Source organism: Rhizobium sp. P1_E1 (assembly GCF_056406015.1).
Window position 1 is genome coordinate 1 of record NZ_JBFUAY010000167.1, and the last position, 10,087, is coordinate 10,087.

At 60.5% G+C, this 10,087-nt stretch carries 7 protein-coding genes and 2 tRNA genes; 6 read left to right on the forward strand and 3 right to left on the reverse strand.

All coding sequences use genetic code 11. The features are described from left to right. The first annotated feature begins 308 nt into the window (after positions 1-308). From AC1D1Z_RS29695 to recJ, 4 genes are all read left to right on the forward strand, one after another. Positions 309-1,526 (forward strand): LL-diaminopimelate aminotransferase, encoded by a 1,218-nt coding sequence (locus tag AC1D1Z_RS29695; RefSeq protein WP_024320683.1) that lies wholly within the window; start codon positions 309-311, stop codon positions 1,524-1,526. Between the two features lie 61 nt (positions 1,527-1,587). Further along, the gene (locus tag AC1D1Z_RS29700) at positions 1,588-2,913 is read left to right on the forward strand and encodes a homoserine dehydrogenase (protein WP_130652300.1); all 1,326 of its coding nucleotides are present in this window, start codon (positions 1,588-1,590) and stop codon (positions 2,911-2,913) included. A gap of 160 nt (positions 2,914-3,073) precedes the next feature. After that, positions 3,074-3,316, forward strand: coding sequence for a hypothetical protein (locus tag AC1D1Z_RS29705; RefSeq protein WP_131647062.1), 243 nt, complete (start codon positions 3,074-3,076; stop codon positions 3,314-3,316). 185 nt (positions 3,317-3,501) lie between these two features. Then, positions 3,502-5,304: a single-stranded-DNA-specific exonuclease RecJ gene (recJ, locus tag AC1D1Z_RS29710; RefSeq protein ID WP_477852492.1), complete on the forward strand. Its 1,803-nt coding sequence runs from the start codon at positions 3,502-3,504 to the stop codon at positions 5,302-5,304. Between the two features lie 24 nt (positions 5,305-5,328). Here recJ and AC1D1Z_RS29715 read toward each other — a convergent pair whose 3' ends face one another. Continuing rightward, positions 5,329-7,308, reverse strand: coding sequence for a CgeB family protein (locus AC1D1Z_RS29715; RefSeq protein ID WP_131647064.1), 1,980 nt, complete (start codon positions 7,306-7,308; stop codon positions 5,329-5,331). Between the two features lie 248 nt (positions 7,309-7,556). On the opposite strand from AC1D1Z_RS29715, the gene AC1D1Z_RS29720 reads away from it, so the two are divergent. Further along, complete coding sequence (locus tag AC1D1Z_RS29720; protein WP_026188378.1) at positions 7,557-8,666, forward strand: DegT/DnrJ/EryC1/StrS family aminotransferase; 1,110 nt, start codon at positions 7,557-7,559, stop codon at positions 8,664-8,666. A 362-nt stretch (positions 8,667-9,028) separates the two neighbouring features. Here the strand turns inward: AC1D1Z_RS29720 and AC1D1Z_RS29725 are convergent. Both AC1D1Z_RS29725 and AC1D1Z_RS29730 read right to left on the reverse strand, forming a co-directional pair. Then, positions 9,029-9,103 (reverse strand) — tRNA-Glu (locus AC1D1Z_RS29725). Between the two features lie 171 nt (positions 9,104-9,274). After that, positions 9,275-9,350 (reverse strand) — tRNA-Ile (locus AC1D1Z_RS29730). Between the two features lie 360 nt (positions 9,351-9,710). On the opposite strand from AC1D1Z_RS29730, the gene AC1D1Z_RS29735 reads away from it, so the two are divergent. Beyond that, positions 9,711-10,087 (forward strand): FkbM family methyltransferase (locus AC1D1Z_RS29735; RefSeq protein WP_477852494.1); only part of this gene is annotated, 377 nt, incomplete at its 3' end.

The window sequence follows — 10,087 nt, forward strand, 5'->3', positions numbered from 1 at the left end:
GAGGCCGAATATCAGGCCAAGGTCGCTGAAATGCGGCGTCTCGCCGCCGAGCACGGCACTGATACGCTCTCCGAAATCTCCAAATAGACCTTGCCTTTCAGGCAATTTGGACGCAAAGCCTTCCGGATGGATCGGAAGATATAATTTTCCCGATAAAGCGCGTTACGCGGCCTTTCCGTCAAAGATTTGCCGCGTCGCTTGGGTCTGATGAATACGGCGTTGCGATTCTGAAGTTCGTGTCGCAGCCGCCGGGAGACGGAACGAACTTCGACAGCGGCCCGAAATGCCGCCTTTCCATGGGGAATGAGATGGAAGAGTTTCACAAAGTCCGGCGTTTGCCGCCTTATGTTTTCGAACAGGTCAACCGTTTGAAAGCAAGCGCGCGAGCGGGCGGCGCCGATATCATCGATCTCGGCATGGGAAACCCCGACCTTCCCACTCCCCAGTCGATCGTCGACAAGCTGTGCGAGGTCGTGCAGGATCCGCGCACGCACCGTTATTCCTCTTCCAAGGGCATTCCGGGTCTGCGCCGCGCTCAGGCCGCTTATTATGCCCGCCGTTTCGGCGTGAAGCTCAACCCGGATACGCAGGTGGTCGCCACCTTGGGCTCCAAGGAAGGCTTCGCCAACATGGCGCAGGCAATCACCGCGCCTGGCGACGTGATCCTCTGCCCGAACCCCACCTATCCGATCCACGCCTTCGGCTTCCTGATGGCGGGCGGCGTGATCCGTTCCATGTCGGTGGAGCCGGATGCGAGCTTCTTCGAGCCGCTCGAACGCGCGGTCCGGCATTCGATCCCGAAGCCGCTGGCGCTGATCCTCAACTACCCCTCGAACCCGACGGCCTTTGTCGCGACGCTCGATTTCTACAAGGACGTCATCGCCTTTGCGAAAAAGCATGACATCATCGTGCTCTCCGACCTTGCCTATTCGGAAATCTACTTCGACGGCGCTCCGCCGCCGTCGGTTCTCGAAGTGCCAGGCGCAATGGACGTGACTGTCGAGTTCACGTCGATGTCGAAGACCTTCTCCATGCCCGGCTGGCGCATGGGCTTTGCCGTCGGCAACGAGCGGCTGATCGCGGCGCTCACCCGCGTCAAGTCCTATCTCGACTACGGCGCCTTCACGCCGATCCAGGTGGCGGCGACGCACGCGCTGAACGGCGACGGCTCCGACATTGCGGAAGTCCGCAACGTCTATAAGCGCCGTCGCGACGTCATGGTCGAAAGCTTCGGCAAGGCCGGGTTCGAGGTCCCGCCGCCGGCTGCCACCATGTTTGCCTGGGCGAAGATCCCGGAAAAGTTCCGTCACCTCGGTTCGCTGGAATTCTCCAAGCTGCTGGTCGAGAAGGCCGACGTCGCCGTTGCCCCGGGCATCGGCTTCGGCGAAATGGGCGACGACTACGTCCGTCTGGCACTTGTGGAGAACGAACACCGTATCCGCCAGGCTGCGCGCAACATCAAGAAGTTCATGTCGACGGCTGACGAGACAATGCACAACGTCATTTCGCTGAACGCACACCGCTAATCCAACCGTTGGGCAGCCGCGTCAAGCGGCTGCCGCCACACAGACATTTCAGGATCGATCCATGGCAGATGCCCTCAAAATCGGCATTGCGGGCTTGGGCACCGTTGGCGCCTCGCTTGTCCGCATCATTCAGCAGAAAAGCAACGAGCTTGCCGTCACCTGCGGACGTCCGATCACCATCACGGCGGTCTCCGCGCGTGACAGGACAAGAGACCGCGGCATCGATCTTTCCACTGTTACCTGGTTCGACCGGCCGGAAGAGCTTGCAGAAAAGGGCGATATCGACGTCTTCGTCGAGCTGATGGGCGGCGCCGAAGGAGCTGCCAACATCTCCGTGCGCGCCGCACTCCAACGTGGTCTCCATGTGGTGACAGCCAACAAGGCGCTGCTTGCCTATCACGGCGTCGAGCTTGCGACGATCGCCGAGGAGAAGGGGTCGCTGCTGAACTTCGAGGCGGCGGTCGCCGGCGGCATCCCGGTCATCAAGGCGCTGCGTGAATCGCTGACGGGCAATTCCGTCTCGCGCATCTATGGCATCATGAACGGCACCTGCAATTACATCCTGACCAAGATGGAGAAGGAGGGGCTTTCCTTTGCCGAATGCCTCAAGGAAGCGCAGCGGCTGGGTTATGCCGAGGCTGATCCGGCCTTCGATATCGAGGGCAATGACACGGCCCATAAGCTTTCCATCCTGACGACGCTCGCCTTCGGCAATCAGATCGCAGCCGACGACATCTATCTCGAAGGCATCACCAACATCTCGATCGAGGATATCCACGCCGCTGCCGAGCTCGGTTATCGCATCAAGCTGCTGGGCGTTGCCCAGCGCACCGATACCGGCATCGAGCAGCGCGTCCATCCCACCATGGTGCCGGTCGATTCGGTCATCGCCCAGGTCGACGGCGTCACCAATGCGGTGGCGATCGAATCCGACGTGCTCGGCGAACTGCTGATGGTCGGCCCCGGCGCCGGCGGCAATGCCACGGCCTCGTCGGTGCTCGGCGATATCGCCGATATCGCAAAGAGCCAGCCGGGTGCCCAGCGCGTGCCGGTGCTCGGCCATCCCGCAACCACGCTGGAGCCCTACCGCAAGGCGCAGATGCAGAGCCACGAGGGCGGCTATTTCATCCGCCTGACCGTGCTCGACCGCACCGGTGTCTTTGCCAGCGTCGCAACCCGCATGGCGGAAAACAACATCTCGCTGGAATCGATCGTTCAGCGCTCCAAACAGCATCTGGCGCCATCGCACCACCAGACGATCATTCTCGTCACCCACGCAACGATGGAAGAATCGGTGCGCAGGGCGGTCGCCTCGATCAAGTCGGAAGGTTATCTCTTCGGCGAGCCGCAGGTCATTCGCATCGAACGGCCGAAAGAGGAAGGCTGAGCCTTTTTCCCGTCCCGGAGGACCGTTGAGCCGCCCTGTCTCTGCAGGGCGGTTTTTCTGTTATTTGTTCAACCTTCCCTAACGGAAGTCTATATTAACAGATACCGAAATATTGATATAACTAAACCTAAGATGGTGAGTCGTCTGGGTGGAGAATTTCATGAGCAAGGACAGCCACGCCGGGAAAGGGTATGGCTACCCGAGCGACGTGCCGCCGAACCATCCTGATAAGCGTGAGGAAATCCCCAAGCCGGCCTACTGTGAAATTCCTCAGGAGGTCTCTGATGAGGGTGATGGCGAAGAAAACACGGAGGGCCGCAACTGGGCCATTCTGCTGACGCTGTTTTCCGTCGTGCTGGTGCAACTGGCCGGCATCGCCCTGATTGTCTGGGCGCTATTCTAAAGCGCGTCGCGATCTTTCAGATTCGCTCTCTCTTTAGGGACTCTATTTTTACGCATGTCGTTACCGCAAAACCGCTGCGCACTTTTGCGCGACATGCTTTGGTAAAAATCCGTATCTGCAAATCCATCGCTATGTTATCTCCGCCGCTCCTATAGAAAGAGCAGATGAAGTCAGCGGAGTGTGGCATGGCAGATCTCGTCGATCCAGTACAGCGCGCGTTTCTCGGTGTGGAGAAATCCGCGCTCGACAATCGCTGGGTGGCGCGGCTCGACCAGGCAGGGCAGAACCGCGCGCTGGCCATGTCGCAGCTCCATGGATTGCCGGATCTGATCGCCCGGGTGCTGGCCGGGCGTGGCGTGACGGTAGACGAGGCGATCGAATTCCTCGATCCGACGATCCGCAGCCTGATGCCCGATCCTCATAAGCTGACCGATTGCGAAAAGGCCGCGATCCGCCTGGTGGGTGCCATCGAGCGCGGCGAGAGCGTCGCGATCTTCGGCGACTACGATGTCGACGGCGCGGCCTCCTCGGCGCTGATGTTCCGCTTTCTCAGCCATTTCGGCGTCAGGGCGAATATCTATATTCCCGATCGCGTCTTCGAAGGTTATGGCCCCAATCCGGCGGCGATCAATCAATTGATCGACAATGGCGCCCAGCTGATCGTCACCGTCGATTGCGGCTCCACCAGTCACGAGGCGCTGGCCGCCGCTGCTGCGCGCAATATCGATGTCGTCGTCATCGATCACCACCAGGTGACACATGAGCTGCCGCCCTGTCATGCCCTCGTCAACCCGAACCGTGAGGACGATCTCTCGGGGCAGGGGCATCTCTGCGCGGCCGGCGTTGTCTTCATGGTGCTGGTCGCAACGCTGAGGTTGCTGCGCGCGGCCGGCCACAAGCGGATCCTGGCGATCGACCTGCTGCAATGGCTGGATATCGTCGCGCTTGCGACGGTCTGCGATGTCGTGCCGCTGAAGGGCCTCAACCGCGCTTATGTGGTGAAGGGGCTGGTCGCCGCCCGGCACCAGAGCAATGCCGGGCTTGCCGCACTCTTCCGCAAGGCGGGGCTTGCAGGCCCGGTGACACCCTATCATTTCGGCTTCCTGATCGGCCCGCGCATCAATGCCGGCGGGCGGATCGGCGATRCAGCACTCGGAAGCCGCCTGCTGACGCTCGACGACGCCGGTGAGGCAGAGGTGATCGCGCAGCGCCTCGACGAGCTCAACCGCGAACGCCAGGCGATGGAGGCCGTCATGCTGCAAGAGGCGGAGGCCGAGGCGCTCGCCGAATATGGCGACGGCGAGGGCGCATCCGTCATCGTCACCGCCCATGAGAAATGGCATCCCGGCATCGTCGGCCTGATCGCGGCGCGGCTGAAGGAGAAGTTCAAACGGCCCGCCTTCGCAATCGCCTTCGATCCCTCCGGCCGCGGCACCGGCTCGGGCCGCTCCATCAACGGCTTCGATATGGGCAGGATGGTGCGAGCTGCGGTCGACGAGGGGATCCTCGTCAAGGGCGGCGGCCACGCCATGGCCGCCGGGCTGACGGTCGAGCGCGCCAATCTCGGCAGGCTGAGGACCTTCTTCACGGAGAAGGCCACAAAGACCGTGGCCAGCCTTGTCGCCAACGAGACACTGAAGATCGACGGCGCGATCGGTGCAAGCGGCGCCACGCTCGAACTCATCGACCGCTTGGAGGCCGCTGGCCCCTATGGCTCCGGCCACGCCCAGCCGCTCTTTGCCGTGCCGGCGCATCGGGTGCGCGACGCGCGCCTGGTCGGCGAGAAACACGTGAAGGTGACGCTGGAGGCAATGGACGGATCGCGGCTCGATGGCATCGCCTTCCGCGCCGCCGATACCGCGCTCGGCAATCTTCTCATCAATTCACGCGGCGCCAGCCTTCATGTCGCGGGTTCGCTCAGTGCCGAGCATTATCAGGGTGCGCGCCGCATCCAACTGCGCGTCTGCGACGCAGCTCCGGCGCGGTAATCTACCAGTCGGAAGAGAGTCTCGTCAGGTACAACCGGCGGTCATGACGCTCATCAGCATGTCCCCTTGCGATCGGCTCTCCATGGCCGCAAAGCCCTTCGCGGCGATGGAATCACGCTCGGCGGTATCTGCGATCAACTTGTGGCAGCGCTCGATCATCTTGTCATAGGGCTCGACCGCCAGGCCGCCGCTGAAGGGCTGGAGATCCGGGTCGCGGATATCGCCTTCGGTCAGCACGCAGACGCGATTGGCGAGCAGATAGGAAATGCGCACGATCTCGAAGACGCCGCTCGCATAATGATGAATGTTGATGACGATCTTGGAACGGGCAATCGCCGCGTCGCGTTCCGCGCCATAGATGTTGAAGAGATGCGCGACCTTAAGCCCGCCTTGCTCCAGCGTCTTCAGGATATGGTGGCGGCGTTCGTTCATCGAGCCGTAGAAGAGCACGTCGATATCTTTGACGGGGGCGTGTTTTATCTGGCTGAGGCAGCGGCTATAGCCGATTTCGAGCACGCCAGCATGATCAATGCCCTTGGCGGCGAGATTTTCCCGGTTGCGCGGGCTGTAGTCGAGAACCGGAAGCGACTTCAGGATCGAGGTGTAGCGCGAATTGATCCAGATGCTTTCTTCGGACACCTGCTCAAGATTGATGACGACGCTGTCCTTCGGCAGATGGCTGACAATTTCGGCGGGGAGAAGGTTGCCGCCGTAGATGATCGGCGCACGACCGGCGAACGCGGTCATGTCGCGGACGATCGGTGCCGAGCCGCCGAGTTCCTCGAAGGCGCCCTGGAGACCGAGCGCGACTTCGTCGAAGGCGTGGCTGTGATTGTAGTTGGCGGGCGTCACGATCCAGATGCAATGACGGTCCTTGTGTGCCTGCCATCCGCCGGTAAAGGGCTGCAACGGGTTGCGGAGCGGCTGCTCGATCTTCGGCGCGGCTGATATAGCGGGCCTTTCCGTCCGTACCGGCTGCTGCGGCACGGGAGAGGCGCCTGAAGCCTGCGGAGCATAGGCGCGTATCAATTCGCGGCGGCCGATGAATTGGCCGCGGGGCATCCAGGCGGGCGGATCATCAGCCCCCCAGATCAGATGCGGCTGCTTGATGAGCGGCTGGCGGCCTTCCTGCCACGAGGTCAGGAGAGCCTGGTCACGGCTCTGCAGAAAGGCTTCCTTGGCTGCGAAGAGACCATGCAGCATACGGCCGAGGCGGACACCGAACTTCCATTCGAAATCGGCAACGGTCGGTACGAAGGCGGCGATCTTCATTCCGGAGGCGGCAGCCTGCTGGACATAGAGCCCGAGCAGACGCTCGATCACGAAGGGGCGCATCTTCGCGTTGGCATCGCGTGAATAGTGAGCCACACCGGCATAGGCGGTCCCCGCCGGCGAGCCGGCGAGCGCTTCTCTTTCCAGCGATTCGAGAATGCGTTCGCAAAAGGCGAAATACCCGGACCAGAATTTCCGGTTGCCGCAGAAATAGTTGCAGAACATGAAGGCCGTCTTGTCCTGCGGCGGCGCGATCGGATGACCGAGCGCCTGAATATGCAGGAAGATCGGGTCCATACCGGGATGACCGCCAAGCAGCGAATGTTCCCAAACGTTGCTGTAGATCGCCGCGTGGCCGATCAGCGGATTGTAAAGATAGGCGTCCGCACCTTCCGCCCTGGCCTTTTCCGCCTCTGTTACAAAGGACGGGAAGCTCGTCACCGACTTCATCTCGAATTTGCTGGAGAGCAGCCCCCAGAACACGTCGTCGCCGAGGCCTATCGCCTCGTGATGCTGATGCAGGATGAGGAAGAGCTCATATTCGCGGGTCGTAGCCTGCGTATTGAACGAAATGTCGAGCGGCACGGCAGCCGCATCCAGCTGGCTGCGCTGGGAAGGATCGAGATAGGGCTGATAGACAATGACGGACCCCGTGCTGGCAGCTTTCTCCGTGAGAAGTGCCAGATCAGGAAGACCGGACGGCAGAGCGGCAATGGGCTGATTGATCGTCAAGGAATCGTCCTTCGTGCATGGCCGCCGTCTCCATGATTCACGAAACGGCATTCGGGCTGGTTTGGGTGCCGACTATTGGACGTGAAGCTTGCGCCACACTGTTGGCAGGAATTTCGSTAGAACAGGATGTCGTCCGAAAACCGCTCACACTTTTCGGCATCATGTTCTGGTCAGCCTGGGAACAGGTTAGGCCGTGATGTTCGTACCAGGCCCATTGCGCGATAATGCCCAACCTCCTGGACGGCGTCATGAAAAACGAAAAGATCTATGTAACGAAGCCCAGCCTGCCGCCGCTCGAAGAATTCATTCCGTCGCTGGAAGCGATCTGGAACAATCGCGTCCTGACCAATGGCGGGCCATTCCACCAGCAGCTGGAGCAGGAGCTCTGCAACCATCTCGGCGTGAAGCACATCAGCCTTTTTTCCAACGCCACGGTCGCGCTGCTGACGGCGCTTCAGGCGCTCCGCGTCACGGGCGAAGTCATCACCACGCCTTATTCCTTCGTCGCCACTTCGCATTCACTTCTCTGGAACGGCTTAAAGCCCGTCTTCGTCGACATCGATCCGGTGACGCTCAATGTCGATCCAGCGAAGATCGAGGCGGCGATCACGCAGCAGACGACGGCGATCATGCCGGTGCATTGCTACGGCCACCCTTGCGATGTCGATGCTATCCAGAAGATCGCCGATCTCTACAATCTGAAGGTCATCTATGACGCCGCCCATTCCTTCGGCGTGGAAGACGAGCGGGGAAGCATTCTCAATCACGGCGACCTTTCCATCCTGAGCTTCCATGCGACGAAGGTTTTCAACACATTCGAAGGCGGGGCCATCATCTGCCCGGATGTCAAGACGAAGACCCGCATCGACCAGCTGAAGAACTTCGGTTACGTCGACGAAGTGACCGTGGTGGCGCCAGGCACGAACGGCAAGATGAGCGAGTTCAACGCTGCGCTCGGCCTGTTGCAGCTGAAATACATCAAGCTCGCGCTCGAAAGGCGTGGTTTGATCGACAGTGCATATCGTGAGCGGCTCCGCGGCGTGGCCGGCATAGAATGCCTGGACCGTTCCGGCGAGACCGTCTCCAACTTCTCTTATTTCCCGATCCTCGTACGCCCTGACTATCCCATTTCACGCGATGGGCTCTATGAACGGCTGAAGGAAAACAGCATTCATCCGCGCCGCTATTTCTATCCGCTGATTTCAAGCTTCTCGATGTACCGCAGCCTGCCTTCCTCGCAGCCCTCGAACCTGCCGGTCGCAACCGAGGCCGCACAACAGGTGCTCTGCCTTCCCATCTATCCGGACATGGAGATGGAGATCGTCGACAAGGTCTGCGCGCTGATCGAGTCGGCTTAAGAACACGGTATTCCGACAGTGATCTCGCACCGCTAGGCCGACCGGGCCTAAAATCATCCTGTTCTAGCCGCCTCACTTGTCATCAAAGACTTGAAGCGCGAGTTCTGCCTGCCAGATAAGAAATCGCGAGCCGGCGCATTGCAAGTGGCTGCTCATACGAAAGCGGCGTGACCATCGATCACGCCGCTTTCTTCATCTCATAGACGCTAGATTAAAGCGCCAGTTGCGGAGGTCGGATGCGAAGCATCTCTCCAGCCCCGCCGGCGAGTGCGGCTACGCGAGGCTTGCGCAGAAGGAGGGCAGAAGCGGCAAATAAGCCCGCTGATCTGGCCCAAATCGATGGATGAATTTCTGGGAGAAAGTGGCACGCCCTAGGGGAGTCGAACCCCTCTTTACAGAATGAAAATCTGTCGTCCTAACCGATAGACGAAGGGCGCGTGCTGTGGCGCCCTTATAGTCAGCACCTCAGAAGGCCGCAAGCGCCAAGGCGCGAAAAAATCATCGTTTTCGGCATTCTTTTGCTGTTGTGGATAACCACCGCGCCGGATACGCCGAAGCGGAGAAAGATCGAGCCTGCGGGTTGGGTTGGGCAGCATCGTGCAAGCGATTGGTACGCCCTAGGGGACTCGAACCCCCAACCAAGCGGTTATGAGCCGCCGGCTCTAACCATTGAGCTACAGGCCCTCGCGTCGAGTGTCCGGCGCCTTGGTGCCGGAGGCCGGCACCGTAATGCCGGGGCAATGGTTCCCGCAGCACGGGTTCCGCTCTAACGCAAATCCGAGGGAGCCACGATCACTTCGGCCTGCGCGTCGTCCGGACGCCTCGGCCAGACCTCGTCGATCGGCGGTCATTACCGGGACTGCCGCTCCAAGACGCCAAATAGCCAATCCCACCGCCCCATCATCAACTGGCGAGGTTGAAGGGATCCACGGCTATGTCGGCTTCACCTAAAGAACTAGGCTTGGTGAAATGGCCGCGCAAGGCACCAACTATCGATGATCTAGCCACTGGTTGCCAATTCACGGAGGATGGAAAAGAAGGAGCATGCCGCTCGATGAGCGGATAGCGCATGCGTTCGCGTTACCGGGAGCCTACATGCTTCATATCGCTAATATTGCGCCACCTCGGTTGAGGCTATGGACGCGCGCTTCACGAGAATGGCGCCGTGGTGAGCCCGAGCTTCGGATCCTCGACAGATTATGCCGTCGGAACCAGACTGCAATCGATATAGGTGCGAACTACGGTGTCTATTCTTGGTTCCTGACCAAGTATGCGCGCGATGTCGTCGCCTTCGAACCTCAGCCTAACATGGTAGCTTTTCTGAAGGCTGCGCTTGGTTCGTCGGTTCGGGTCGAGCAGGTCRCACTTTCCGACAGCGATGGCGTTGCAACGATGCGGATCCCCAGTGATCAGCTCATGGA